The 24,759-nt window shown below is 67.8% G+C and carries 27 protein-coding genes and 2 pseudogenes; 10 read left to right on the top strand and 19 right to left on the bottom strand.

Features of this window, described 5'->3' with window-relative positions:
- Nucleotides 1–26: 26 nt before the first annotated feature.
- From rimM to ffh, 3 genes are read right to left on the bottom strand one after another with little or no spacing between them, the layout of a single operon-like run.
- A complete protein-coding gene (gene rimM / locus ACN9M6_RS13235; protein ID WP_419163361.1) occupies nucleotides 27–542 on the bottom strand; it encodes a ribosome maturation factor RimM in 516 nt (171 codons plus the stop codon).
- Between the two features lie 27 nt (nucleotides 543–569).
- On the bottom strand, nucleotides 570–1,031 hold the full coding sequence (rpsP, locus tag ACN9M6_RS13230; RefSeq protein WP_419163360.1) for a 30S ribosomal protein S16: 462 nt from the start codon (nucleotides 1,029–1,031) through the stop codon (nucleotides 570–572).
- Nucleotides 1,032–1,087: 56 nt separating this feature from the next.
- Complete coding sequence (gene ffh, locus ACN9M6_RS13225; protein ID WP_419163359.1) at nucleotides 1,088–2,440, bottom strand: signal recognition particle protein; 1,353 nt, start codon at nucleotides 2,438–2,440, stop codon at nucleotides 1,088–1,090.
- A 234-nt stretch (nucleotides 2,441–2,674) separates the two neighbouring features.
- Between ffh and ACN9M6_RS13220 the strand changes: the two are divergent.
- The 3 genes and pseudogenes from ACN9M6_RS13220 to ACN9M6_RS13210 form a co-directional block, all read left to right on the top strand.
- Nucleotides 2,675–2,893, top strand: a pseudogene (locus ACN9M6_RS13220) (RNA-binding domain-containing protein); the annotation flags it as partial.
- A gap of 352 nt (nucleotides 2,894–3,245) precedes the next feature.
- Nucleotides 3,246–3,449, top strand: a complete 204-nt coding sequence (locus ACN9M6_RS13215) for an ATP-binding protein (protein WP_419163358.1) — start codon at nucleotides 3,246–3,248, stop codon at nucleotides 3,447–3,449.
- Nucleotides 3,449–3,787 (top strand): ParA family protein, encoded by a 339-nt coding sequence (locus tag ACN9M6_RS13210; protein WP_419163757.1) that lies wholly within the window; start codon nucleotides 3,449–3,451, stop codon nucleotides 3,785–3,787. The genes ACN9M6_RS13215 and ACN9M6_RS13210 overlap by 1 nt, the downstream gene beginning before the upstream one ends.
- Here the strand turns inward: ACN9M6_RS13210 and ACN9M6_RS13205 are convergent.
- The 5 genes from ACN9M6_RS13205 to trpS form a co-directional block, all read right to left on the bottom strand.
- Nucleotides 3,679–4,974, bottom strand: a complete 1,296-nt coding sequence (locus tag ACN9M6_RS13205; RefSeq protein WP_419163756.1) for an adenylosuccinate synthase — start codon at nucleotides 4,972–4,974, stop codon at nucleotides 3,679–3,681. The genes ACN9M6_RS13210 and ACN9M6_RS13205 overlap by 109 nt on opposite strands.
- Before the next feature lie 96 nt (nucleotides 4,975–5,070).
- Complete coding sequence (locus ACN9M6_RS13200) at nucleotides 5,071–6,249, bottom strand: Fic family protein (RefSeq protein ID WP_419163357.1); 1,179 nt, start codon at nucleotides 6,247–6,249, stop codon at nucleotides 5,071–5,073.
- A 31-nt stretch (nucleotides 6,250–6,280) separates the two neighbouring features.
- Nucleotides 6,281–7,174: a dihydrodipicolinate synthase family protein gene (locus ACN9M6_RS13195; protein ID WP_419163356.1), complete on the bottom strand. Its 894-nt coding sequence runs from the start codon at nucleotides 7,172–7,174 to the stop codon at nucleotides 6,281–6,283.
- A 91-nt stretch (nucleotides 7,175–7,265) separates the two neighbouring features.
- Complete coding sequence (locus tag ACN9M6_RS13190) at nucleotides 7,266–8,312, bottom strand: D-2-hydroxyacid dehydrogenase (protein WP_419163355.1); 1,047 nt, start codon at nucleotides 8,310–8,312, stop codon at nucleotides 7,266–7,268.
- Nucleotides 8,313–9,362, bottom strand: coding sequence for a tryptophan--tRNA ligase (trpS, locus tag ACN9M6_RS13185; RefSeq protein WP_419163354.1), 1,050 nt, complete (start codon nucleotides 9,360–9,362; stop codon nucleotides 8,313–8,315).
- A gap of 79 nt (nucleotides 9,363–9,441) precedes the next feature.
- On the opposite strand from trpS, the gene ACN9M6_RS13180 reads away from it, so the two are divergent.
- Nucleotides 9,442–10,422 carry an inositol monophosphatase family protein gene (locus ACN9M6_RS13180; protein ID WP_419163353.1) on the top strand — a complete coding sequence of 327 codons (981 nt, stop codon included), beginning with the start codon at nucleotides 9,442–9,444 and terminating at the stop codon, nucleotides 10,420–10,422.
- A 6-nt stretch (nucleotides 10,423–10,428) separates the two neighbouring features.
- On the opposite strand, the gene ACN9M6_RS13175 is transcribed toward ACN9M6_RS13180, so the two are convergent.
- The 6 genes from ACN9M6_RS13175 to ACN9M6_RS13150 form a co-directional block, all read right to left on the bottom strand.
- On the bottom strand, nucleotides 10,429–10,842 hold the full coding sequence (locus ACN9M6_RS13175) for a hypothetical protein (protein ID WP_419163352.1): 414 nt from the start codon (nucleotides 10,840–10,842) through the stop codon (nucleotides 10,429–10,431).
- Nucleotides 10,843–10,944: 102 nt separating this feature from the next.
- Nucleotides 10,945–12,078, bottom strand: coding sequence for a DUF1611 domain-containing protein (locus ACN9M6_RS13170; RefSeq protein ID WP_419163351.1), 1,134 nt, complete (start codon nucleotides 12,076–12,078; stop codon nucleotides 10,945–10,947).
- Nucleotides 12,078–12,974: a PspA/IM30 family protein gene (locus ACN9M6_RS13165; RefSeq protein WP_419163350.1), complete on the bottom strand. Its 897-nt coding sequence runs from the start codon at nucleotides 12,972–12,974 to the stop codon at nucleotides 12,078–12,080. Before ACN9M6_RS13165 ends, ACN9M6_RS13170 begins: the two co-directional genes overlap by 1 nt.
- A gap of 13 nt (nucleotides 12,975–12,987) precedes the next feature.
- Nucleotides 12,988–13,392, bottom strand: coding sequence for a hypothetical protein (locus tag ACN9M6_RS13160; RefSeq protein WP_419163349.1), 405 nt, complete (start codon nucleotides 13,390–13,392; stop codon nucleotides 12,988–12,990).
- Nucleotides 13,392–13,697: a hypothetical protein gene (locus ACN9M6_RS13155; protein ID WP_419163348.1), complete on the bottom strand. Its 306-nt coding sequence runs from the start codon at nucleotides 13,695–13,697 to the stop codon at nucleotides 13,392–13,394. Before ACN9M6_RS13155 ends, ACN9M6_RS13160 begins: the two co-directional genes overlap by 1 nt.
- Nucleotides 13,698–14,306: 609 nt before the next feature.
- Complete coding sequence (locus ACN9M6_RS13150) at nucleotides 14,307–14,516, bottom strand: hypothetical protein (protein WP_419163347.1); 210 nt, start codon at nucleotides 14,514–14,516, stop codon at nucleotides 14,307–14,309.
- An 895-nt stretch (nucleotides 14,517–15,411) separates the two neighbouring features.
- Between ACN9M6_RS13150 and ACN9M6_RS13145 the strand changes: the two genes are divergently transcribed.
- From ACN9M6_RS13145 to ACN9M6_RS13135, 3 genes are all read left to right on the top strand, one after another.
- Nucleotides 15,412–15,864 carry a hypothetical protein gene (locus ACN9M6_RS13145; RefSeq protein ID WP_419163346.1) on the top strand — a complete coding sequence of 151 codons (453 nt, stop codon included), beginning with the start codon at nucleotides 15,412–15,414 and terminating at the stop codon, nucleotides 15,862–15,864.
- 200 nt (nucleotides 15,865–16,064) lie between these two features.
- Nucleotides 16,065–18,188 carry a hypothetical protein gene (locus tag ACN9M6_RS13140; protein WP_419163345.1) on the top strand — a complete coding sequence of 708 codons (2,124 nt, stop codon included), beginning with the start codon at nucleotides 16,065–16,067 and terminating at the stop codon, nucleotides 18,186–18,188.
- A gap of 438 nt (nucleotides 18,189–18,626) precedes the next feature.
- Nucleotides 18,627–19,652, top strand: coding sequence for a hypothetical protein (locus ACN9M6_RS13135; protein WP_419163344.1), 1,026 nt, complete (start codon nucleotides 18,627–18,629; stop codon nucleotides 19,650–19,652).
- Nucleotides 19,653–19,924: 272 nt separating this feature from the next.
- Here the strand turns inward: ACN9M6_RS13135 and ACN9M6_RS13130 are convergent, their stop codons facing one another.
- Complete coding sequence (locus ACN9M6_RS13130) at nucleotides 19,925–20,884, bottom strand: IS1595 family transposase (protein WP_419163343.1); 960 nt, start codon at nucleotides 20,882–20,884, stop codon at nucleotides 19,925–19,927.
- Nucleotides 20,885–21,111: 227 nt separating this feature from the next.
- Between ACN9M6_RS13130 and ACN9M6_RS13125 the strand changes: the two genes are divergently transcribed.
- The gene (locus ACN9M6_RS13125) at nucleotides 21,112–21,354 is read left to right on the top strand and encodes a hypothetical protein (RefSeq protein WP_419163342.1); all 243 of its coding nucleotides are present in this window, start codon (nucleotides 21,112–21,114) and stop codon (nucleotides 21,352–21,354) included.
- 149 nt (nucleotides 21,355–21,503) lie between these two features.
- Here the strand turns inward: ACN9M6_RS13125 and ACN9M6_RS13120 are convergent, their stop codons facing one another.
- Nucleotides 21,504–21,956 (bottom strand): transposase, encoded by a 453-nt coding sequence (locus ACN9M6_RS13120; RefSeq protein ID WP_419163341.1) that lies wholly within the window; start codon nucleotides 21,954–21,956, stop codon nucleotides 21,504–21,506.
- On the opposite strand from ACN9M6_RS13120, the gene ACN9M6_RS13115 reads away from it, so the two are divergent.
- Nucleotides 21,868–22,533 carry an Ig-like domain-containing protein gene (locus ACN9M6_RS13115; RefSeq protein WP_419163340.1) on the top strand — a complete coding sequence of 222 codons (666 nt, stop codon included), beginning with the start codon at nucleotides 21,868–21,870 and terminating at the stop codon, nucleotides 22,531–22,533. The two genes, ACN9M6_RS13120 and ACN9M6_RS13115, sit on opposite strands and share 89 nt — an antisense overlap.
- A gap of 252 nt (nucleotides 22,534–22,785) precedes the next feature.
- Here the strand turns inward: ACN9M6_RS13115 and ACN9M6_RS13110 are convergent, their stop codons facing one another.
- Together ACN9M6_RS13110 and ACN9M6_RS13105 are read right to left on the bottom strand one after the other, a co-directional pair.
- The gene (locus tag ACN9M6_RS13110) at nucleotides 22,786–23,364 is read right to left on the bottom strand and encodes a hypothetical protein (protein ID WP_419163339.1); all 579 of its coding nucleotides are present in this window, start codon (nucleotides 23,362–23,364) and stop codon (nucleotides 22,786–22,788) included.
- 171 nt (nucleotides 23,365–23,535) lie between these two features.
- Entirely contained in the window at nucleotides 23,536–23,931 is a 396-nt protein-coding gene (locus ACN9M6_RS13105; RefSeq protein ID WP_419163338.1) for a hypothetical protein, read from the bottom strand.
- 227 nt (nucleotides 23,932–24,158) lie between these two features.
- Between ACN9M6_RS13105 and ACN9M6_RS13100 the strand changes: the two genes are divergently transcribed.
- Complete coding sequence (locus ACN9M6_RS13100) at nucleotides 24,159–24,422, top strand: hypothetical protein (RefSeq protein WP_419163337.1); 264 nt, start codon at nucleotides 24,159–24,161, stop codon at nucleotides 24,420–24,422.
- Nucleotides 24,423–24,441: 19 nt separating this feature from the next.
- On the opposite strand, the pseudogene ACN9M6_RS13095 reads toward ACN9M6_RS13100, so the two are convergent.
- Nucleotides 24,442–24,639, bottom strand: a pseudogene (locus tag ACN9M6_RS13095) (toxin-antitoxin system HicB family antitoxin); the annotation flags it as partial.
- Nucleotides 24,640–24,759: the final 120 nt, after the last annotated feature.

Here is a 24,759-nt window from a genome sequence, read left to right as displayed (position 1 = left end):
GGGGCTCACGTTCGCGGGCGGACGGGTCAGATTTCGAGCAGGCCGGCGGGGAGAGCCATGTGGACCGCGCCCGCCTCGAAGTCCAGTTCCACGACCAGTTCCGCCCGGAAAGGGATCAGACGTTCCCGGCCGGCGACATCCAGCGCGAGAAGCGGCGCGCCCGGCTGATCGTACACCTCGCGGATCACGCCGATCGTCTCGCCCGCTTCGCACACCGACATGCCGATCAGATCGTGGAGCAGATAGCCTCCGTCCGGCAGATCCGGCAGTTCTTCGCGGGGGACGCTCAGGCGCGCGCCGCGCAGCGACTCGGCCGCGGGGCGGTCCGCCACTTCGCGGATCGCGACCAGCCAGCGTCCGCTGTGGGGCTGCGCCGCGTCGAGAGTGATCGCCTCGAGGCCAGCCGCGCCGTCCACGATGCCAAGCCGCCGCCCGGCCCGGAACAGCGCCTCACCGTGGTCCGTCTCGGCTTCCAGCAGCAGTCCGCCGCGGATCCCGTGGGGCCGGACGACACGGGCCACGATCACGATCGCGTCGGACATCACGACGCCGGGGCCGGCAGCGCGCGGCTAGGCGTCCGAGTCTTTCTGCTCCGCGTCGTCATCCGGCGCGGCCTCGGCCGCAGCTTCGGTCGCAGCCTCCGGTGCGGCTTCCTCAGCGGGGGCTGCCGGCGCCTCGGCTTCGGGCTCCGGCTTCGGGCGCTGAGACGTGCCGCGCTGCCCGGGAGGCGGTCCGATCTCGACCACCGCGGTCTCGAGCGACGCGGGGTCCACCCCGTCGTGAAACTGCTTCCATACGCCTGTCTTCCGGAGCAGGGAGCGCACTGTGTCGCTGGGCTGCGCGCCCTCGTTGAGCCAGTGCAGCGTGCGCGCGGCGTCGATGCGCACCCTCGAAGGCTTCGTCCGCGGGTTATAGAGTCCGAGCCGTTCGATCGAGGCCCCGGATGTCCCTTCGCGCGAATCCGTCACGATGATGCGGTACGAGGGGGCCTTCTTCGCGCCCACCCGCTTGAGTCTGATTGCTGTCGCCATTCCGTTCTCCGATTCGGCCCTGTGTTTCAGCTCTGGGTCTCAGCTCTGTGTTGGTCTCAGCTCATGAGCCGGCTGAGGTCCGGGGGGCCGCCGCCCCCCATCATCTGCGGCATGAGCTTGCCCATCTGTTTCATCATCTTCCGCATCTCGCGGAACTGCTTGATGAGACGATTCACTTCGTGTACGGGCCGGCCCGAACCCTTCGCGATCCGCGCCCGCCGCGACCCGTTCAGTATGTCCGGCCGTCTCCGTTCCTCCGGCGTCATCGAGAGGATGATCGCCTCCAGGTGCCTCACCCGTCGAGGGTCGACATCCGCCTGGTCGAGCATCCGGGCGTCGACGCCAGGCATCATCTTCAACAGGCCCTTCAGGGGCCCCATCTTCTGAATCTGCTGGATCGACGCAAGGAAGTCCGAAAGATCGAACTCTCCCCTGCCCGTCAACAGCTTCTTCTGCAGCCGCTCCGTCTCGCCCAGATCGATCGTCTGCTGGGCCCGTTCCACGAGGCCGACGATATCCCCCATCTGGAGGATGCGTCCGGCCATGCGCTCCGGGTCGAAGACCGTGAGGTCCTCGGGACGTTCGCCCGTTCCGACGAAACGGATCGGAACGCCCAGAACGCTGTAGATCGAAAGCGCCGCGCCCCCGCGGGCGTCACCGTCCATCTTCGTGAGGACGACGCCCGTAAGACCCACCGCCGCATGGAAGCCCTCGGCGATGCGGACCGCTTCCTGTCCGGTCATCCCGTCCGCCACGAGGAAGATCTCGTGCGGCTCCACGGCGTCCTTCACGCGGCGGAGTTCATCCATCAGCGCTTCGTCGGCCTGCAGGCGGCCCGCCATGTCGAGCACCAGATGCGTGACCCCGCTCTTCCGCCCCGCGCCGGCCGCCTCGCTCGCCAGCGCGGCCATGTCCTCGCCGCCCGGACGTGCGAGCAGCGGGACGCCGACCTTCCCGGCCAGCACCTCGAGCTGGTCCGCCGCGGCCGGCCGGTACGGGTCACACGCCACGAGCCCCGGCCGCCCGCCGTCCTTCGCCAGGCGACGGCCCAGCTTGGCGGCCGTCGTCGTCTTCCCCGACCCCTGCAGCCCCACGAGCATGATCACCGTGGGCGGCACGGCGGCCTCGAACGGCTCGGGCATCGTCTCGCCCAGGAGCGCGACCAGTTCGTCGTGCACGATCTTCACGATCTGGTCACCCGGGCGGACCGACTTCAGCACGTCCTCGCCCAGCGACCGCGTCTTCACCTTGTCGAGGAAGTTGCGCGCCACCCGGAAGTTGACGTCCGCCTCCAGCAGGGCGCGCCTGACTTCGCGCAGCCCCTCGTCCAGCATCTTTTCCGTGATGACGCCACGCTGACGGAACTTCTTCAGCACGCCATCGAGACGGTCACCCAGACGTTCGAACATCCACCGCTCTGTCAGTTCCGGAGTCGGCTCCGGAGTCGGTTCCGGAGTCGGTTCCAGACATCAAAAGACGCGATTGGATCGCTCCATCGCGTCTCGAGGGGCCCGCCCGGGGGCCGCAATACCGCCCGCACCCGACTCATACGAAGCCAAGGATTTTAGGGGGTTCCGCGACTTCGGGCAACGAACTTCGGCTTCCGTCCGCTCTGGCCGCAGCATGGACCTCGCAGGAAGGCGGTGTGCGCGTTCGCCAACGACCTGCCGGGCCATCGGCGCCCCGGCGTCGTTTTCGTAGGAGCCGACGACGCCGGCAGACCCACGGGGTTGGAGATCACAGACGCCTTGCTGCGTCAACTTGCCGACATCAAGACGGACGGAAACACCGTGCCCCCACCTACGCTGTCGGTCGAGCGGCGCAGGCTCTCCGATGCCGACGTGGCCACTGTGACGGTTGGGCCGTCGGATTCCCCCCCTGTGAGATACAAGGGGCGGATCTGGATTCGGGTCGGTCCGCGCCGGGCCATCGCACAAGCGGTTGATCGCGCCGTTCTTGAACTCAATGACCGGAGTCTCGAAGAACGCCTGACATCTACTAAAATGGTTGCGACGGCGGACGATCCAACGCCAACCGTAACGGGCATGCTGGTGCTCGGCATCCGTCCGCAGGACTTCATTCCAGACGCTTACGTGCAATTCCTGCGGATCTCGGGAACGACGCGGGCGGTTGACATCACGTCTGAACCAACAGACCGCCGCCGGACGACCTACCCGTTGGCGGCTCTGCAGCCCCGGAGGTCCCTACGGGGGCGTGACGGCGGCAAATTTCGGCCGGCCGGGAGTCGTCGCCTACCGCAATCCGAACCTGGCCGAGGCAATGAAGGCTCTCGGGCTGGTTCAGCGATATGGCGCCGGTATTCCGATCGCGCGCCGCGAGCTGAGGGAGAACGGACAACCGGAACCGGAGTTCCGCGTGAACTCCCATTGGGTGCACTGTACCGTCGGAGCTCGCTAGTGGCGGCGCCAGTATTGACGTTCTTCAACAACAAGGGAGGTGTGGGCAAGACTCCGCTCGTCTACCACCTCGCGTGGATGCTGTCGGAGATGGACCGCTCCGTTCTCGCGGTGGATCTCGATCCACAGGCCAATCTGACTGCGGCCTTTCTCTCGGAAGGCGTTGTGGAGGCGCATGGAGGGCGACCCGCTCCGCGTGTAGCGGCGCGGCGGGCCGACCCGGCGAAGGGTCAGCGGAGGGCGGCACCGGCAGGCACCGCGATGGTCTCGCGGCGGGCCGCGCCGACCCCCACGAAACGGATGGGCGTGCCGCACACTTCCTCGAGTCTGGCGAGGTAGCGGCGCGCGGCCCCGGGCAGTTCCGCGAAGGTGCGGCAGCCCGTCGTATCCGTGGCCCAGCCCGGCCAGCGCTCGAACACGGGGGTCACCCGCGCGAGGTCCGCGATCGAATCCGGGAACGACGCGACCGGCGCCCCGTCGACCTCGTAGCCGGTGGCGATGCAGATCTCCTCGAAGGTGTCGAGTACGTCCAGCTTGGTGACCGCGAGGCCGGTGAGGCCGTTCACGCCGGCCGCGTAGCGCGCCACGCTGGCGTCGAACCAGCCCGGCCGGCGGGGCCGCCCGGTCGTGGCGCCGAACTCGCCGCCGAGCTGCCGCAGGCGTTCGGCCTCCGCCTCGGCCAGTTCCGTCGGGAGCGGACCCGCCCCCACACGCGTGATGTACGCCTTGACGACGCCGAGCACCTCGTCGATGAGCGTCGGGCCGATGCCGACCCCCGAGGCGGCCCCTCCCGCCGTGGTGGTCGAGGAAGTGACGAACGGATACGTCCCATGGTCGATGTCGAGCAGCGCGCCCTGCGCACCCTCGAGCAGCACCCGTCCCCCCGCCGCCAGCCCGCCGCGAATCTCGTCCCCCGCGTCCGTCGAAAGCTCCACCATCTGCCGGCGAACCTGCTCCAGCCGCGACATCACGTCATCCGTGTCCACCCGCCGCGCGTCCCCGAGCCCGGCCAGCGTGACGTTCGCGCGCACCGCCGCCCCCGCGACGATCTCCCGCGTCCGGTCCACGTCCCGCAGGTCCCCGAAGCGCAGCCCCGTCCGGGCGACCTTGTCCCGGTACGCCGGACCGATCCCCCGCCCCGTCGTCCCGATCTTCGCCGCGCCCCGGCTGTCCTCCTGCGCCGCGTCGAGCAGCCGGTGATAGGGGAGGACGAGGTGCGCCCGGCGGCTCACGCCCAGCCGCCCGTCGAGGTCGATCCCCCGGTCGCGCAGCGTGGCGATCTCCCGCGCCAGCACCCACGGGTCCACGACCACCCCGTTTCCGAGCAGGCAGCGCGTGTCCGGGTTCAGGATCCCCGACGGGATGAGGTGGAGGATGAACTCGTCCTCCTCGACCCACACCGTGTGCCCCGCGTTCGCGCCACCCTGATAGCGCGCCACGATCGTGGCCTGCTCCGCGAGCACATCCACGATCTTTCCCTTCCCTTCGTCTCCCCACTGCGCGCCCACGACCACCAGGCAGCGCACATTGTCGCTGAACAAAGAGCTTTCCCCGTTGTGGATGGTACGGTGGCCCGCGGACGCGGCTCCCGAAGTGGATCGACCTGCCCGCAACCTATTCTCTCAGCCCGGCGTTGTCCCCCGCGAGAGGGTATTGATCTTGTCCATTACCGCCTGACAGATCACCTCCACCCTTTCCTGCACGCCCGCGGACTCGACACCGAGGCTTGCGTAGGGAATCCCGTGCGACGCGTCCTCGATAGGCGGACCGTTGAGCTTCACTTCAAACTGGCGCGCGTCGCGTCCGAGCACCCACTGGAGATGCAGCATCAGAGAGAACCCTTCGTTCGCGTCGCCGCGATAGTCCTCCAGTGAATATGCCCGCCTCAACATTACAGGAGGGTCACCGAGCGCGAACTCGGATTCGGACTCAAGCTCCTCCCTGAACCCCTTCCATTGCTCGAGATCCAGAATATTCTCGCCCCGGATCTTGTGAGGATGTGCATCGATCCGCGCCGTGGCCTGATAGACGCGAAACAGGTCGGCGAACGCTTCCATGTGCCGGTCGAGCTTCTCGACCATCGGCTGGACGTACAGCTCGTAGATGGCGTCCAGGATCTCAATGTCAGACCTCGTCGCCGTCTCCGGATTCTTCTCCCTCACAAAGAGCGATATTTCCTTGTCGAGATCGTCGGGTTCCCGGAGCGACTCGCCGCCGGCCGCCCGGATGCCGAGATCCAGCGACCAGAGGAGTTGGGTCAGCATGAACTGCGCCAGCGGGATACCGTTCCCCGCGTCAGCTCGTCGAAGAGCACCGATGTACCGATCCCGGTCCCTGCTCTTGATGACTATGGGAGGGAGGTCTTTCCAGAGCAGGAGATAGTTGGTGAGCAGCCGCGCCGTGCGTCCATTCCCGTCGTCAAACGGATGAATGTGAACGAACGACCAGTGTGATTCCGCCAGGAACTCCGGGAGAGGGTAGTCTTCCCGGGCCAGATCGCTCCGGAACCGGCGTACCCACTCTGCCATTCGTGCGGGCGTCTCCTCGGGTTCGGCGAACTTGTGGAGTTCTCCGGTGACCGTCCGGACGTGGTTCGGTTGTTTGAGGAGTACGGTCTCGTCGTACGTGAGCGTGTTCCCCTCGATGCGGTTGCTGTTGTAGTTCCACTCGAGGCGGAACTTCTTCCAGAGACGCTTCTCGTCCTCGGGAGCGATCTCGTCGCGGACCCGGTGCCATTCCGAGATCGCGGCATCGAGCGCGGCCAGAGACTCGCGCGAGAGCGCACCTGTTCCGCTGCTCATCGATGAATCCGGGAGGACCGGGTCGGCGACTTCAGGCGGAGACGCCGAGGGCGGCGGCTTCGAGCGCGGCGTCTACGACGGCGAGCTGCGCGGCGTCGGCGGGCTGCAGCGGGCTGCGCGGGGCGCCTCCGTAGAGCCCCAGGCGGTCGAGGGCGGCCTTCACCGCGGCGATCCCTCCCTCGGCCACGACACGCTTGTGGAGCGGGCCGATCCTCTCCTGCATGGCCCCGGCCCGGCGATGGTCCCCCGCCCGCCACGCGTCGTACAGCGCGCAGGACGAGCGCGTCGCGATCACGGCCACGCCGAGGATGCCCCCGACGGCCCCCACCTCGAGCGCCGCGTAGAGGAGCGCCCCCGAGCCCACCAGCACCTGCGCGTTGCGGCCGCAGGCTTCGACCAGCGCGCCGAGGTTGCGGAGGTCTCCCGAGGAATCCTTGATCCCGATGATGTTGGGGTGTTCGACGAGCCGGCTCACGAGATCGGGCGTGAGGTGCACCGGCACGAACTGGGGGATGTGATAGAGGATGACGGGCACCGGCGATGCGTCCGCCACGGCGAGAAAATGGTCGCGCACCACGTCCGGCCTCATCGCCTTCAGGTAATAGGAGCCGGAGCGGACGAGCACGGCGTGGGCGCCCAGCCCGGCCATGTCTCGATTCGCGGCGATCACGTCCCGCGTCGCCTCTGCCCCGGTGCCGACCGTGAGGGTGCGGTCGCCGATCTGCGCGGCCGTCGCCTCCACCAGCGCGCTCAACTCACGGCTCCGGAGGAGCGGAGCCTCCCCCGTCGAACCCGCCACCACGATGCCCGCGATGGGGTGCGAGAGCCACTCCCGGAGGTTGGCTTCGAACGCTTCGATCGCGAGCCCGCCGTCCTCGGAGAAGGGCGTGGCTACGGGCAGATGTACGCCGCCGAGATCTCTCATGGGATTTCCGGAGTTGGAGTTATCGGGGTCTTTGCAGGTCCCCGACGTTCCCGCGGGAACGTTTCCGCGGAAACGCGGCGTGACATCGTACTCAGTAGCCGCGCGCCTTGTCCACCCGGTTTTCGAGCGGCTCGCCGCGCTGATAGCGGGAGATGTTGCGCACGATCAACTCCGTCTCGCGCTTCCAGAAGTTCGCCGAGGTCCCGCCCACGTGCGGCGTCACGAGGACGTTCTCCAGCCCCCACAGCGGGTGGTCGGCCGGGAGCGGCTCCGTCTCGAACACGTCCAGCATGGCCCCCCGCAGACGGCGCGCCTCCAGCGCCCGCACGAGCGCCGCTTCGTCCACGAGCGTGCCGCGAGAGAGGTTGATGAACACGGCCCCCGGCCGCATGCGCGCCAGTTCCTCCGCGCCGAGCAGGCGATGCGTCTCCGGTGTCTCCGGGGCCGTGAGCGCGACGTAGTCGGAGGACTCGAGCAGGGTCGGCAGGTAATCCGGCCCCTCCAGGCGGTCAAGCTCGGGGGGCGTGGCGCCCACCCGCCGGCGAATGGCCTGAACTCGCATGCCGAGGGCGCGGGCCCGCCGGCCGAGCGCCGATCCGATGCCGCCGTAGCCGATGATGCCGAGCGAGGCCCCGGCCACCTCGCCTCTCGGGGGCGCGGCATGCAGCGGACTCCGGGGCGAGTTCAGCGCGGACTGGGCCCACACCCGCTCGCGCTGCGCCCGCACCGCCACGTCCAGGCCGCGGGCGAAATAGAGAATGCCGGCCAGGGCATGGTCCGCCAGCGAGTCCGCGTACATGCCCGCCGAGTTCGTGAAGATGACGTCGCTCTCGCGCATCTCCTCGAACAGCGAGTTCCGCGCCCCCGCCGCGCCCGAGTGGAACCAGCGCAGCCGGCGCGCGGCCAGGAACACGTCGCGGCGGATCCCCCATCCGCAATAGACCTCCGCGTCCGCGACCGCCTCCAGAAGTTCGGGCGGCGTCACCCGCACGCCGTCCCCCGACGCCTCCAGCGCGACCCGCACCGAGTCGATCGTCCACTCCGGGTCCAGCGCCTCCCGAATCCGTTCGAAGGACCAGTCCGGCATCGACCAGTGGGGGGTCTCCGGCGCGTACATCCAGATGACGAAGCGGCGCACTCAGCCTCCGGCGGCCCCCGCGGCTCCCGCGGTTCCGGCGAGTTGGCGCAGATCCGCGTCGAGGGTTCTCGCGCCCACGCCCATGCGCTCGCGCACCACCTCCATCGTGCGCGCGGCCTCCGCGCGGGCCCGCTCCGCTCCCGCCGCAAGGATCTCGATCACCTGCTCCGGGTTCGCCCGCAATTCGGCCGCGCGCGCGCGCACCGGGGCCAGGTCCTCGGCCACGTTGTCGGCCAGCTTCCGCTTGCAGGCCACACAGCCGATCCCCGCCGTCTGGCAGCGGATCTCGATCTCCTCGCGCTCGGCCGGGTCCGTGAAGAACCCGTGCAGGGCGAACACGTTGCACACGTGCGGGTTGCCGGGGTCGTCCTTCCGCACCCGCGCCGGGTCGGTCACCGCCGTGCGCAGGCGCGCCCACAACTCGTCCGGCTCGGCGACCATCCGCACCGTGTTGTCCCTCGACTTCGACATCTTCCGCACGCCGTCGAGTCCGCGGACGCGGCTCCCCGTCCCGACCAGCGTCTCCGGCTCCGGGAAGAAGGTCCCGAAGCGCGCATTCCAGCGCCGCGCGATCTCCCGCGACAGTTCCAGGTGCTGCCGCTGGTCCTCCCCCACCGGCACGAAGTCGGCCCGATAGAGGAGGATGTCGGCCGCCTGCAGCACCGGGTAGTTGAGGAGTCCCGCGTTCACCGACTCGCGTCCGGCGGATTTCTCCTTGAACTGCGTCATCCGCCCCAGGTCGCCCACCGGAGTGACCGTGTTGAACAGCCAGGAGAGTTCGCTGTGATAGGGGACGTGCGACTGCGCGAACAGCGTGCAGCGCTCCGGGTCGATCCCCGACGCCACCAGCGACACGGTGAGATCGAACACCCGTCGGAGGAGGTCCTCGCGCTCGTACTCGCGCGTGATCGCATGCAGGTCGACGATGCAGTAGTAGCACTCGTATTCGTCGACCATCCGCGCCCAGCGCCGGAACACCCCGAGGTAGTTTCCGAGGTGCGCCTGGCCCGTGGGCTGGATTCCGCTGAATACCCGCTTGCGCTTATCCATGTTGCGCGTAGTATCGCCTCACGCGTTACGCGACGCGACCCCGAAACCCGATTCCCCGACCTCAGACGGAAGCGCCTCTGTGCCCCCACTCTCCGACGATCCAGATCACGACGCAGCACTCGACGCAGCACTCATGGAGACGAGCCTCGAGGCGGCGCGGGTCGCCGCCGGCTTCCACCGCGTCATGCAGGGGTCTCTCGGTCCCGGCGAGGCGATCGACAAGAGCACGGCCAACTTCGTAACGACCGTCGACCACGAGTCGGCGCGCCTCATCGTCGACCTCGTACGCGACCGTTTTCCACACCACATCATCATGGCCGAGGACGACCTCTCGCCGGTTTCCACGCAATCCGAGACCGGGGCCGGCGAGCGGATGCTCTGGGTCATCGACCCACTCGACGGGACGACCAACTGGCTGCACGGCTACGCCTCCTTCGGCGTGTCGATCGCCACCGTCGACTCCCGCGGCCTGCGGACGGGCGTCGTCATCAATTCGTCCAACGAGGAGGAGTTCACCGCGCAACGAGGGGGAGGGGCGATGCGGGACGGGCACCCGATTCGGGTGTCGGAGGTCTCCGACCCCAAACTCGCCCTGCTGGGGACCGGCTTTCCGTTCAAGAGGCGGGAACTTCTGCCGCGCTACCTGGCCGTACTCGGGACGATGCTGGCCAAGACGAGCGGCGTGCGGCGCCAGGGGGCCGCGTCGGTCGACCTCTGCGACGTGGCGTGCGGGCGGCTCGACGCCTTCTGGGAGCACTGGCTGAGGCCCTGGGATGTGGCCGCGGGCGCCCTCATCGTGCGCGAGGCCGGGGGTACGTTCGGTCCCCTGCCGTCGACCATCGACCCCGTGCTCCAGAGGGCCGTCGAGGGCGGCCACGACGTGGTCCGGGCCTTCGCCGGAGAGCGGCGGCTGACGCTCGAGTGCGGGGGCGCGTTCCTCGCGGGCAACGGCCGCATCGAACCCGGGATGAGGGAGCTGTGGTCCGGCGGTGCCGTGGAGGGACTGGCGAGGGGGAACGGCCAGGCGGCTCCGGCGGCGGATTTGTGGGAGGCGCCATAGCCGTGGTCAGGGCTGCGGCGGGCTGAACCCCACCTGACGACGCGGTACATCCAACTCGGCGATTCGCCGCTCCACCGTCCCGGTCCGCTGCTCCAGCGCGCCGATCCTCTGCTGGACCGCACCGACCTTCTGCTCCAGCCCCCCGACCTTCTGCTCCAGCCCCCCGACCTTCTGCTCCAGCCCCCCGACGCGGTTCCCCACGGCGCCGACCCGCTCTTCCAGCATGCCGATGCGCTGGTCCATGTGGTCGCGCAGGTCCAGGAACCGGTCTCGCAGGCTCGCGAATCCCTCCCGGAGTCCCAGCACCGCGGAGAGCAGTTCGTTGAAGCGGGCGTCGAAGCTGGCTTCCACAGCCGTGACGATCGCGTCGACAAGATCGGCGTGATTTCCTGCGGGTACTACAGCTTCCTGTGTGGGCACCAACCCATCCTCCTGCGGCTGCGGAGTGCAACGTAACCCATCGGGCCGACCGGTGGCGCCGGGCGTCCGATAGCGGAATCCCGCACAGGATGTGAGAGCCGATCAACGGTGCATCATCGAGGTCTTCAGGGCGCCGATGATGGCGTCGGTCAGGGGGGCGGCGCCGAAGCGGATGGGGTCGGTGGCCGGGAGTCCGGTCACCTCGCGCGCGTGGCGGACGGCGGACCGGGCCTCGTCCTCGGGGAGATCGTAGGTCGCGAGGGCGACGCCGATCACGCGCCCCGGGACGTCGGGGCAGACCCAGGCGAGGGCGGACTCGTAGCGTTCGATGACCTCGTCGAGGTCGGGGAGCACGACCCAGCTGTGATTGCCGCCGTAGATGCGCGGGCGGCTCGGCATCCAGGTGAGGATCATCGCCTCCGGCAGCGTGCCGTGCAGCAGCCCCAGCGTCACGCCCGAGTAGCCGGGGTGCATGAGCGATCCCTGGCCCTCGATCAGCACGACATCGGCCGGGGGGTCGGCCGGGGGGTCGGCTGCCGCGTCGAGCGTCAGGCGCTCGGCGGCGCCCGAGATGAAGTCCGACACCACGGCATCGACCGCGATGCCCGAGCCCGCGATCAGGATCCCCGTCTGGCCGGTGGCCGCGAACGCCGCCCTCACCCCGCGCGCCTCCAGCGCCCGCTGCAGTTCGAGCGACACCGTCATCTTGCCGGTGTTGCAGTCCGTGCCGACCGTCAGCACCCGGAACGCGTCCGTGCCCATGGCGCGGCCCGCACCCACAGAGAGGTCATCCGGCGGCTTGCGCAGATCGACGAGGGCGCACCCCCGCCGCGCCGCCAGCGCCGCCAGTTCGGGGTCATCGGAGAGGAAGAAGTGGAGCCCGCTGATCACGTCGAGGCCGGCCTCCAGCGCCGCCACGAGCACCGCCCGCCACGCGTCGGGCAGCTGGCCTCCCTGGGGCGCGATGCCCACCAGGAGCGCCTCCGGACGCGGTTCGAGCGCGAGCGCCTGCGCGAAGGTCGCGACCATGGGGATGTCGCCCCCGAACCCGAGCGTCTCGCCCACCGTGCGCCCGGCGAAGCGGGAGTCGATCACGGAGCCGACGCGCTCCGGCTGGTAGCGCACCACGGACGACGCGGTCTTCGCCGTCTCGACTCCGAAGGCCCCCTCGGCGAGTATCGTGAGCCGAGAGGACGAGAGACGCCGGCTTCCCGGCCCCGGGCCCTGGCTGCCCACTAGCCCCCGGTCTGCTCGGCTTCCCCGGCTTTCCCGGCCTCCGTCTCGTCGCTCGCGTCGCCGCCCTCGTCGCCCTCGCCGCCCGCATCGCCCGCATCGCCCAACGCGTCGCCGCCCTCGAACAGTTCGCGGAGTTCCGCCTCGGGGATCTCGTCGGCGGCGGCGGCGGAGTCCGAACCCGATCCGAGCGCCTTCAACTCGTCCGGCTCGGCGGCCGGGAGCATGCCCATGGAGGCCTTCAGGGCCAGCAGCTTGTCATCGACCGCCGCGTCGCCGCCCGCCTCCAGCGCCTTGAACTCGCTCACCAGCGTGTCGCCGGTGAGTTCCTCGGTGACTTCGGCGCTCGCGACCGCCCGCCGCTCCGCCTCCTCGATCTTTTCCGTCATCTGGTCGAAGGCGCGGAACGCGCTCTTGTCCTGCAGCCCCTGCATGGTGTCGTGGATGCGCTTCTGGGCTTCGGCGCGCTTCTGCTTCGCGATGAGGAGGTTCTTCTTGCGCTTCGCTTCCTCGATCTTCGCGTTCAGCTGCCGCAGCGAGCTCTTGAGCTTCTCCGTCTCGTCGCGGTGGTTGCGCCATTGCGCCTCCAGGTCACGCGCGTGCTGCGCGTGCTCCTGCCCCCGCATGAGCGCCTGCCGGGCCAGGTCGTCGCGGCCCTCCCTGATCGCGAGCCGCGCCCGGCGCTCCCACTCCTCCGCCGTGGAACGCGACTCGTCGAACTGCGCGCGCAGCTTCCGTTCGTCCGCGATCGCGACCGCCACCTCCTGCTTCGCCTGCGCGAGCTGGCGGCGCATGTCCTCGATGATCTGGATCAGCATCTTCTCGGGATTCTCGGCCCGAGCGATGAGGTCGTTGATATTCGAGCGTATCAGGCGTGTAAGACGGTCGAGGAGACCCATGTATACCCTTCCCTCAATCGTTGGGGACTTCAGCGGTCAGCGTGTCCCAGTGCGACGTCAGCGCGAGGGACAGGCTCTCGAGCGAAGCCCGAAACTCGGAGAAATCGAGGTTCTCCAGCTCCAGCGTGTCACTCAGGATGACATCTTCGTTCTCGAGACCGTAGGCCCCGTGGATGAGGTCCACCGCGTTCAGTTGCAGCAGCCTCCTGTACAGCGCGAGCTGGTCTTCGTCGTCGACCGGCAGGTCCCGGATATCCGCGCGGCACACCACCACCGGTGGCTGGAAGTTCACCACGATGCCCGGTCGCCTCTCGGCGCTCTCGCCGCTGGCGTGGACCATCCAGAGTCCCTCGTCGAGTTCCTCGAAGTCCGCCTCGCTGCGGATCAAGAAGCTCTCTATGTCCTCTCTGTTCAGCATCAGATCGGCTCCCTCAACCGTGAATCAGGTCGCCCCTCCGGGCGCGGCTCGCCCGACGACGCCCTCCGGCCCCGCGCGCCCGTCTCGAGGAGGCGGGTCATGAAGCGCTGTTCCTCGCTCAGGCGGTCCACCTGGCTCGCGAGGAGCGCGACATGTTCCCGCAGGCGCGCGATCTCCTCGTCGGACGGCCCGTCGCGGCCCGGTGCGATCTCGGACCGCGAGCGACGCCCCTCGAACCACTTCGAGGCCACCTCGCCGAACGTCACGAGTCCCACGATGATGATGATGAATTCAAAGACACCCATCGCCGCTCTCCCCGGGACCCGGCCGCCGTCGGTTGAACCGGATGTACGAAACGGCCTGAACCGAAGTTTCCCGCGGACGGCCACGCGACCGCCGAACGGGGGGCCATGTTAACGCACCGGCACCCGCCACGGAACCGGGGAGAGGCCGGGATCTATTGGGTTTCCGTGCCCGGCGTTTCACGCGCGCGGATGAGATCGGCGAGTTGGCGGATTTCCTCACGCATTTCGCGCATTTCCTCGCGCATTTCCTCACGCATTTCGCGATTTCCTCGCGCACTTCGCGGAATTCCTCGCGCGTTTCCTCGCGCAGATCCGTGACTTCCCGCCGGAGACCCGTGACTTCCACTTCGAGGCGGGACACCCGGCTGACGAGTTCGACCTGCGTGTCGCCAAGGGTGGCAGTCTCGTCCCACACCAGCGTGAAGGCTCCCGTCAGGACCGTGACCGCGATGGTGAGGGAGAGGCCGAGGCTCCAGCGGGTGATGGTGATGCCGTCCGTCGCCCTGGAGCGGGCGGCGCGCGCACGGGATCTGCCGGCATCGGCTCCGGTTGTGCCGACATCCGTTCGAGACTTCGCGGCGTCTGTCTTCGACTTCGACATGGGGCGGGTCAGGGTGCCGGGGGTGTCCCCAAGGCGCGAATGTCTTCACGGATCTGCGCGAACCCTTCGGTCATCCTGCTCTCCAGGCGGTCGATGCGCCGATCCAGCTGATCCAGATGCCGCTCGAGGGGCTGCGAAAACAGCTTCGTCATCGTCCAGACGGAGCCCACCAGCATGGCGAAGACCGTCATCATCGGCAGGACCGATTCCCAGTTCACGCTGTGCCCCTCCTCTCCGCGTCGTTACCTGCTTCGGAAGCTAGCCCCTTCGGTCACCGCACCAAAGTCGCCGACGGGGTCAACCGGCTATCAACGGGAAGCGGCGAAGGTTCGCTAACGTCGCACGGGACTGCGCCCTCCGGTACGGCGGGGCAAGCCGCGGGGGCCAGGGTGTGTCAGCCCTTGAGGGGCCGGGGGGCACCGCCAGCGAGCGGATGTCCTCCCGCATTCCCCGCATGTCCTCGTGAAGTCGGATCTCGCCCTTCAAGTCGGGGCGCACGGTCGCGATCTTGCCGCTCGAGTCTATCCGTGCGGCCCGCGTATCTCGGCGACCGAAAGCCGTGCGGGACGGCCGCGATCTCGTGCCTTATCGCGGACGCGTCAGCACCAGAAGTCAGGCGCGGAACTCCATCGCGACCGCCCACCTGAAGTAACGGGATCCGGTGCTTTTCGCTGCGCCACCCTGCCTGCTTCTGCAGATAGGCCGCCCAGTCGGCCGACTCGGCGCTCGAACAGATCCGTGCGCCGGTAGGCTGCCTCGGTTCTGCAACACATGCGCCAGCGCCGCCTCGACAACCTCGCGCGGATGATCCGTCTCCTCGGCCGCCCAGTCGCGAAAGCTCGACCGAAAGCCGTGCGGGACGGCCGCGATCTCAGCCGCAGGTGCGCGTCCGCGAGCGGCTTCCCGCTACCGCGGCTGACACCAGCCAGGACCGCCATCGTCGAGCCTTCGCACCTGGTCGACGGTCTCCATGGCGCGGCTGCCTAGCGGCACGCGATGCTCCCGCTTCGCCTTCATGCGCGTCGCGGGAACCGTCCGCGGCGCCTACAGTTCGAACAATCCGCCGGTAGCCCAGGGTTCGATCCGGACGCACTCCGTGGGGTTGGCGGGACAGTGACCGTTGACGTGACGGGGTACTTCAGCGATGCGGACGGTGACGAGCTCAGCTACATGGCATCGAGTTCGAACGCCGACGTGGCCACTGCCTCCATGGAGGGCACGACGGTGACGATCGAGGGCGTGGCCGCCGGCCAGGCCGTGATCAACGTCACCGCCAGCGACGGCGAGTCGACGGTTGCGCAGGGCTTCAGTGTGACCGTCGAGGCCCGGGAGAAATCCGGCGAACCGCAAGCTGCGAGGGCGGCCACCCAGCTCTGCGTTCGATTCCAGGACACCGGGCGGCCCAGCTTCGAACCGTGGAACGCGAGGGTCGCCGCCGGAGCCAGCTTGCGGTTTCGACCCGCGCCGCCTGGCAGCGACGACGTGGAGCCCCACCTCCTGCGGCGGATCACGGGGCGCTACGACCCAGCTCCGTGCATCACCGACTCGAGGTGTTGGAATGGGTAGAGTCCGATTGCCGTCGCCGTCGAGAGCGCACGGCGCAGCGGCGGCACGGGCACCGATCGCCGGTCGAAGGAAAACCACCATCGAGTGTAAACCATAGTTACCAATGGTATTATGAGCGGCTCGACTTTACAGCGACGCGGACGGCGACGAACTGACCTACACGGGATCCAGCGTCGAACGAGGGCGTCGCGACAGTCGCGATGGAGGGCTCGACGGCGACGATCACCGCGATCGCGGCCGGCGATGCCGTGATCACGATCTCGGCAAGCGACGGATCCGCGTCCGTGTCGCAGGGCTTCACCGTGACGGTCCAGGCGGAGCCGGTGAACAACCCGCCGGTAGCGGTGGGTACGATTCCGGGTTCGAGCCTCGAGATCGGCGGCACGTCCACGATCGACGCGGCCGGCTACTTCAGCGACGCGGACGGCGATGAGCTGACCTACACGGGATCCAGCTCGAACGAGGGCGTCGCGACCGTGGCGATGGAGGGCGCGAGCGCGACGATCACCGCGATCGCGGCCGGCGATGCCGTGATCACGATCTCGGCAAGCGACGGATCCGCGTCCGTGTCTCAGGGCTTCCGCGTGGAGGTTAACGCGGGTCCGAAGGAGGCCACGGTTGTTATCACCAGACTGCTGGACGCGGATCGGCAGCAGATCAGCGATCCGTCGGGCATCTCGGGCACGATTTACGTGGTCCTGGATGTGGAGTCGAACGATGAGACGTGGACGGACATCGGTCTCACGCTGGGAGGCGAGACGGTAACTCCCATGTGCCGCGGCAGTGCCTCTGCCGACGTAGCCGTGGGCCCCGGACTCGCCGCCGCAGGGCAGGCCGAGATCGAGTGCCAGCTCACCACCAACGCAGTTGTGGGTGAGTGCGTGGGGATGCAGCTCGATCCCAAGTACGCCAACGGCGAGTACCAGTTGGGTGCCTTCCTCACCACCGATGCGGACGAGCGGCGCGAAGCCATCGCCGGCCAGCCGATCGCGCTCAACAATCACGGGTTCGTGAAGATCGCGCATGTTCCGGGCAGCCAGTCCGAGGTCGGGACCCACACCGAGGGTCTCACCTTCTACGGCGGTCCCTCCGTCGAGGGCAACGTCAACAGCTTCCATGCGTGCCCGGTCGCGTACGACGGCACCGAGGTTGGGACGATGCAGCTCGGAACGGTCGTGACCGACACGGAGCGTCCGACTCCGAATCCGATTGCCGAGGCGGCACGAGCGACCTTCAGGGAAGGTGGCAGCGGATCGTATTATCCGATCAAGGAAGCCCCGTTCACGTGGTCGATCAGCACGGCGTCTTCACGGAACGCGAACGGTGGCGTCGAGAACGTGCCGGGCGAGACCGAGCATTGGATCATCAACGACGGCACCATCACCGACCCGAACGGCCGCGACGTAAGCGCGACGTTCCGCGCGGGCGGTGAGGAGGCCATGCTCGGCCCGCTTCACTTCGACTTCAAGGCTCCGGCGATAGCCGAGAACTCGGAAGTCGTGATCGCCGCCGCAAACGCCGCTTCCGGGGATTGGGTATCGACGGATGCGGTGTACTACCGCGACGGCGCGGGGGGGAGCGCGCGACGCTTCCGGATCACGGAAATGACCGATATGGGTGTCGGGCACGTGTACGGCACGACCTCGGCGATCGCCGTGGGCGACCACTCTGCGGGCAGGAATGCCGACGTTAGCCCAAACACGGCGTTCACTCCCCTGGGCGGTCTTGAGAACGTCACGCATCATCAATCAGTTGCCCGAGGAAGATCCTGTCGCGGATGGCGTAGCGGATGGCGGCGGAGTCGACACCTACGTGGCCGAGGTCCAGTCTCTGGCGGACCGGCTGGGGAATGCCGCTCGGCTTGGTGGCGGCAGGATCCGTACGGCCTCGACCTTCGGCGTGGACCGCACGGCGCCCGTGATCAGCCGCGAGCGGCCCTCCGAAGCGCTGGTGCTGAAGACCAACGAGCTGTTCTTCGAGGTCGAAGATCCACGGCTCGCGACCGGCGAAGACGGCAGTCAGCCGATGGCGCACAGTCCATGCGTATGCCGGCGACTCGAATCCCATTGGGTCACCAGGTCATTACTGGACCGCCGACCCCGCGCCCAGCGACTGTCGGTGGATCGGTCGACGGTCGATATCGATCCGACGGGGAACGCCCGCTTTCGCGCGTGAAGAGTACACACGTCGTGTACGTTCGGACGCCGGACATGCCGGCAACGCCGCGTCGACGTCCTTCACGTTCACGCGCGACCAGACGGATCCGGTTCTCTCGCTCTCCGCGGTGCCGAACGATTTCGGCAGCATCACGGCGAAGTCGGTGAGCGTGAGCGTGGCGGGAACGCTGAACGACGCGACGGAGATCCGGCGTGCGTTCCTCAGCATCCATCACGGTACCACCTGCACGGCCGACGCTCCGTTGGAGGCGTCGCAGGTGAGCGGTCCCGTGCGGCGGCTCGACAACGAGAGCAACTCGATCGAGTTCTCCGAGGTGTTCACGGTCAAGCAGGGCGACGACACCAGTGCGACGGACTACTGTTTCTTCCTGCACGGCGAGGATGACGCCCGCGACGCGGATGACCGCGCTGCCGCGAACTCGTACAGCGATGTCATCTCCACGTTCAACGTGACGTGGCCTGCGGGACAGGGTCCGGGTCCGGCGATCGATGCCGGTGATGCCAAGGGCGAGGCGTCCGCGACGGAGGGCGCGACGCCCGACGCGGGGGATGCATCTCCCTGCCGCAACCCCGCCCGAGCCCCGCGTGAACGGCTTCCCTGTGAAGCTGGGCACCGAGCCGACCGAGGACGTTACGGTGACGGTCGGCGGCGCATCGCCTCCGGTCGGCAGCATCGACACGGATCTGGTCACGGCCAACGACCAGAACACGCTCACGTTCACGAAAGCCGATTACAGCACGGCGCAGTACGTGTACGTCACGATCACGCACGACCTGAACGCCGCGTCGGAGTCGGTGACGCTCGATCTGTCGGCGGAGAGTGATGACGACGACTACGACGGCGTGACCGGTCAGGTGACGGTCAAGACGGCCGATGACGACATCGGTCTGACGGCGAATGTCGAGTTCATCGATGAGGATGCCGACAGCACCGCCGTAGTCGTCACGGCGACTGCGGCCACCGCGCCCACTGATGCGGACGGCTTGACGATCGACCTGGCCCTGGCAGGTGTGAGCGGCGGCGTTGACGGTGACTTCCGCGCAATGATGACCGGCACCGAAAACCAAATCGTGATTAAGAAGGACGAGACGTCGGCCATCGATACTGTGTGGGTGACGGCGATCGATGATGCCAACGCGGAGTCCGAACTCGGTGAGCAGATCGAGATCAGGGACGACGACCGCACCGACGTAAACGGTCTCTACGTGGCGCCCTGGAGGATCACGATCAACGACGCCGATCCGGACATCACGCTGACGGTGACCCGGAATTCTTCGATCGATGAAGGGGCGGATGCGACGTCAGTGGAGGTCACCGCGGCCCTGCCGGATGGTGTGACGGCGCCGGAAATCCTCACGTTCACGATAGGAAATGTCTCCGTGTGCAGCGCGGTTAGTGCTTCCGCGAGTGGCCAGACGTTCACGATCGACACGGGTTCGTCCTCGGGCAGCGGCACGGTGTCGGTGACCCCGGTGGCTAACATCGACGACGACGTGGACTGCGACGTCACCGCCACGGTGGCCCCGCCGGCCAAGACTACCGGCGGCGTGAACTGGACGATCAAGGATGCCGCGTTGACGATCGTCAACGCGGACGATTCCGAGTCCTAAACCTTCAGACGTCCCTCGGTAGGCTTACGAGGGCGGGCAGTAAGGAAAGGGGCCCCGCAACTTCGCGGGGCCCCTTTCTCTCTTAACCGCACGACCCGACGAGGAGGACATGATGCCCGACCGTGCACCTGAGCGCCTCTCCGCCGCCGGACGGAAGCCGGACCCGAAGGAGCATGACCCGAAGGCCGTGAACCCGTTCTACCGGGGGGCACGTTTCTCCGAGGTGGCGCGCGCCGTAGCCTCGCCGGTTGACCCGGAAGTGCGCGAGCGGATCAGACGTATGGGACGGCGGGATAACGAGCCGCGCCCCGACCGAACACCAGATCCCGGTAGGTGAGGCGTTTGCCCACCATGTGAATCACGACCTGCTGCATCCTCTCCAGGGTGCCGAACGGTCGAAGGTTGTGCTTGCCCGCCAGTTCATCCACGTACCGCTGCAGATGCTTCCGACTCAAGACATGAAACGTTCCCTTGTAGGCCCGCTTGAGTATCGCCCAAAAGCTCTCCATGCCGTTGGTGTGGGCATCGCCCCGGACGTACTCCCCCGTCTTATGCTTTGCCGCTCCGTGCCGGTAAGCCTTCGCCAGCCGGTTGTACGTAGGGTACTCGTCGGTGTAGATGATCGAACCCGGCTCGGCGTGCGCGGTGACGATCCGCCATAACGTCCTGCCGTCCGTGCTTCTCACGACGTAGGCCGACACCTTGTTCGTGGCCCGGTCCTTGAGCGCGACCACCGGGATCTTCCCCGCAAACCCTCCCTCCTGACGAAGCCGTTTGTTGGCGTGCTTGTTCCTCTCTTTCCCTCCGATGTAGGCCTCATCCACCTCCACCGGCCCCTCGAACCGGACCGGGCGGACTCCAACAAAGGCTTGCCGAATCCGGTGCTGCATGAACCATGCCGTCTTCTGCGTGACGCCGATGTCGTGCTGGAGCCGGGTCGACGCCACGCCCTTGGGACTCGTCATGTCCAGGTAGATCGCGTAGGCCCATTTCCGTAAGGGCAGCGGGGATCCCGCCATCACCGTCCCCGTCTTGACCGAGAAGTATTTCCCGCAGTCGCGGCACCGGTACGGCATCTTCGCGTGCTTGCAACGGTAGGTCCCCAGGCTCGCGCACCGGGGGCAGTGCCGGTCCCCGTTCGGCCACACGATTTCCTCGAACCATTTCCGTGCCGCCGCCTCCGTCGGGAACCTCTCCGCTAATTCCAACAGACTCAACCCTTTGACGTTCATCGGGACGCCTCTCGATTCCTCGCTACGTCAACCCACGTATGTAGTTCCCGATCAGGTGAAGGCGGTCGCCGGTTCCCCCGCCGCGAATCGGGTCCGGCTTCCCGGCGGTGTGGACAGGCTCGACCGAAGGCCGCGCTAGCCAGGGAAGGTCTGCACAGGCCGGGGAGCACACGGTGACGGCTACGGTGACCGCGTCCGACAGGCGGAGGGTTGACAGGACGTTCACCGTGGCAGTTGCCGTGCCCTCCGGCAGGGCCGGCGCGGTGGCAAACTTCGAGGTGACCATCGGATCCGGCGAGTTGATCGGACGTGGGACATTCGATTTGACGCCGATCGATAGTGCCGACGACGGCGGCAACGCCATGGTTACGATCACCGCGACCGTGGTGCCGGAAGCCAAGGAAAGCGGCGTCAATTACACGATCGGTGATGCGGAGATCGAAGTCGTCGATGATGACGAGAGCAACTGACCTGAACCAGCAGTTGTGGCCGACGTAAGCGAAGTCGGCACAGCAGGAAAGAAACGGCCCCCGTTTCGGAATTGGCGGGGGCCGTTTCTTGTCCTCATGGAGGAGCCGGACCCGAAGAAGGAGCACGACCCGAAGGCCGCCAACCCTTACTACCGGGGCGCGCGGCTGTCCGAGGTGGTGCGCGCCGTCGCCTCGCCTACGGATCCGGAGGTGCTCGAGCAGCTGCGCCGTTGCCGCGGCGAGGCCGTATAGCGGGCCGTCGCCCGCTCCTCCACCAGCTCTCGGTGCGTCAGGCGCTTCCCGATCATCCTGGCCACGACGTGGCGCATCCTCCTGAGCGTGTCGGCACCGCAGAAGTTGGGACGCTCGGCGAACTCGTCGACGTAGCGCCGGAGATGCTTCGCGCTCAGGTGGTGGTACGTTCCGTTGTGCGCCCGCTTGAGTGTCGCCCAGAAGCTCTGGCTGATGGCCGTAGTGCGCGCTTCCAACGGGCGACCCGTCGCGGGCACGGCAGTGACGTGGTCTTCCGGCGATCCATCGGTCGTAACCGTGAGCCGCGATGGGTTGGTGACCGCGGCGGGCCACGGCGAGGCGACGATCACCGCGACATCGGGCGCCGCCTCGGGCTCGGCCCGGCTCACGGTCGATCAGATCGCGAACTCCGTAGACGTTTCGCCAGCCGCCCACACACTGACGGCGCTGGACGATACGTTGCGGCTCGCGGCCGCGCTGGACGGCCGAATCTACTCGCCCAATACCGGCATATACTACGACCACCTCCGGGCGACATCCGCCGACCACATCGTGGCCAGGACGGAGGCGCACGATTCCGGCGGGTGCGCGTGGTCCGGAACCGAGCGCCGGGCGTTCGTACACGACATCGAGAACCTCGCTCTGGCTGCGTCGAGTCTGGATCGCGGCATCAAGGCCGCAAACGACGCAGCGGAGTGGCTCCCGGACTTCAACCAGTGCTGGTACGCGGGCGCCATCGTCGCCGTGCGCCTGAAGTATGAACTGACGGTGGACGAGGCCGAGCGCGACGCCCTGGAGGAGGTGTTGGCGAGCTGCGAATCGACCGAGATGGTCTTCTCCCCAGAAACGTGGACGATCGAGGCGATGACGCTAGGCGACGAAAGCTCTCGATCGCGTGGTCGCTCGCCGGAGACGCCGCGACGGTGATCTACCAAGGCGGTACGGACGCCGAAGAGAAGATCTTCGAGATCCTCCAGCGGTGTAAGGGAGGAGACCAGGATATCGCCGGGCTTCTGTCGGGTCTGTCCCACGACCCGACCGCGATCAGGGAACGTCCCTGCCCGACGGCATCACCTGATTGCCATCCTCGGCGTGCCACGCGGTAACTTCGCCGCGCAGCACTGATCACAGGGTCGCAGCGGCGTTCAAGAGATCGTCAACGGTGTGCGGATGGCCGGGTCAGGCGGACTCTGTCGCAGTCTCCGTCACGGTGAGTCCGAGCACGGCGCCCTCGAGCCGAGCCACGCGGCCGGCCATGGCCACGCGCGTCTCCACCAGCTCCCGGTGGACGCCATCGATACGGGTACCCAGTTCGTCGCGGAGACCGTTGATCTCGCCGCCAAGCTCGTCGCGGACGCTCGTGATCTGCTCGCGAAGATCGCTCCCCAGCTTCTCGATCTTGGCGTCGATTCTGACCACGGCGGCGTCCAGCTTCCCGTCGAGCCTGTCCGTGGCGGCGTCCAGCTTGCCGTCCAGCCTGACCGTGGCGGTGTCCAGCTTGCCGTCGAGCGTGCCCGCAGTGGCTTCAATCTTGCCGCCGAGCGTGCCCGCAGTGGCTTCAATCTTGCCGTCCAGCCTGACCGTGGCGGTGTCCAGCTTGCCGTCGAGCCTGTCCGTGGCGGCGTCCAGCTTGCCGTCGAGCTTCTCCAGCCTGCCGTCGAGCTTGGCCGTGGCGCGGTGGATCATGCGCGCGAGAGCCGCGCCGACGCCGAGCATGGTCACCAGTACGGTGATGATTCCGAGCACGTTGAAGTCCATTGTTCAGCTCCCGCTGGAGGTTCGGGGCGGCGCGCGGGCCGGTGGACCCGCCACGCCGGTACGCAACCAACCTCCGGGTGACCCTCAATTTGGTGTCACGCGGGGAGCGCCTCAAGCCCGGTCCCGTTGCTGCCCAGGATGGCTACCATCCCGTGGTGCCGGGGCTCTCGATCACGGCCGTTCTCTCATGGGCGTCGGGTCGCCGGCCAGGCTGGACAGAAGCGCGGGGATGTCCCCATCGCCGCCCGTGCACCGCTGGAGGATGTCGAGGATTCTCTCTCCGGCGTCGCGCTCCGCCTCGTCTACCGTCAACGCGTATTTGGCGCGCACGGCCACAATCGCTCCCGCGTACCAGCACTGAACGCGCTCGCGCGGGAGATGTGCTTCCCGGACGGGGCCCTGCGCCCGCGCGACCGTCCCATCTCCGAGCGGGACGCGGCGTATTCCGACCGGGACTTCGAGTACGTGCGCGATCTCGGACTGGTCGCGCCGGACCCGCCGCTTCGCATCGCCAACCCCATCTACGGCGAAGTGCTTCCCCGGGAACTCGCGTGGGTACTTCAGCAAGCGATGCCGCGGCCGCAGACGGCCTGGTACGTCGATGCCGATGGCGGCCTCGACATGGGCAAGCTGCTGGCCGCGTTCCAGGATTTCTTCCGGCAGAACTCGGAGCACTGGGTCCAGCGGGCGCAGTACACGGAGGCGGGCCCGCAACTTGTGCTGCAGGCGTTCCTGCACCGGGTGGTGAACGGGAGGGGCCGGATCGAGCGGGAGTACGCGCTGGGGAGCCGCGCGTGGACCTGCTGGCGGTCTGGCCCGCCGGCGCCGGGCGCGAGGTCCGGTTCGTGGTGGAGTGCAAGCTGGTCCGGGAGGGCCGCTCGCGCGTCCTCGACCATCGAAACGGGGCTGGAACAGACGGCGGCCTATATGGACCTGAGCGGCGCGGGCGCCGGCCATCTGTCGTGTTCGACATGCGCGAGGGGAGGACGCGGGCCGAGAAGATCTACACGGAGGAGCGGCGCCGGAACGGCACGCCCATCACCGTGTGGGGCGCGTGATCGGCGGTCAGGCCATCCCGGGCTCGACGCCGTCCTTTTCGCACATCGCGAGAAACACCCTGAGCGATGCCGCGCCCTCCCTTCTGAGACCGGAAACGTCGCGGGCGTAGAAGTCCGCGCCGCCGTTCAGGCCGACGAACTCGCCCCGGAACATCTCGATGTCAGCGTCGAATTGGATGATGGCCCGGTAGCCGTTGACCTCCGTCGTGTTTCTCACGGCTCCACTCCGTTCTTCCCGCATGTCAACGGGGACGCTCTACGGCCTGGGGGTGGCCAGCCACATAGCGGTATTCTGTACGTCCGCGTTCGCGTGCGTGGACTTTGCGTTCGGACGCTG

Source organism: Candidatus Palauibacter sp. (assembly GCF_965197445.1).
In the GTDB taxonomy this organism is placed as follows: Bacteria; Gemmatimonadota; Gemmatimonadetes; order Palauibacterales; family Palauibacteraceae; genus Palauibacter.
The sequence above is the reverse complement of the archived record's forward strand: the minus strand, read 5'-3'. Positions and strand labels throughout refer to the sequence as shown.